This window comes from Nostoc sp. UCD121 (assembly GCF_014222285.1).
Taxonomy (GTDB): domain Bacteria; phylum Cyanobacteriota; class Cyanobacteriia; order Cyanobacteriales; family Nostocaceae; genus Nostoc.
Map to the genome: position 1 here is coordinate 1 of NZ_JACKZS010000616.1, position 237 is coordinate 237.

The window sequence follows — 237 nt, forward strand, 5'->3', positions numbered from 1 at the left end:
TAGCCGTAGTTGCTACCGGTATTCCACCTGGCATTTGTACAATAGATAATAGAGAATCTAACCCCTTTAAACTTTTTGACTCTATTGGTACACCTATTACAGGTAAAGTAGTCATTGATGCTACCATACCAGGTAAATGTGCTGCGCCACCTGCTCCAGCAATAATGATGTCATAGCCGTTTTGCTTTGCTTGACTAGCGAATTCAAACATAAGTTGAGGCGTACGATGAGCAGAAA

General features: G+C 41.4%; 1 protein-coding gene. It reads right to left on the reverse strand.

Annotated elements, in window-relative coordinates; translation table 11 throughout:
* Window positions 1-237, reverse strand: a 237-nt coding sequence (locus GNF10_RS37705) for an AIR carboxylase family protein (protein ID WP_185607558.1), incomplete at both ends; no start/stop codon positions are given.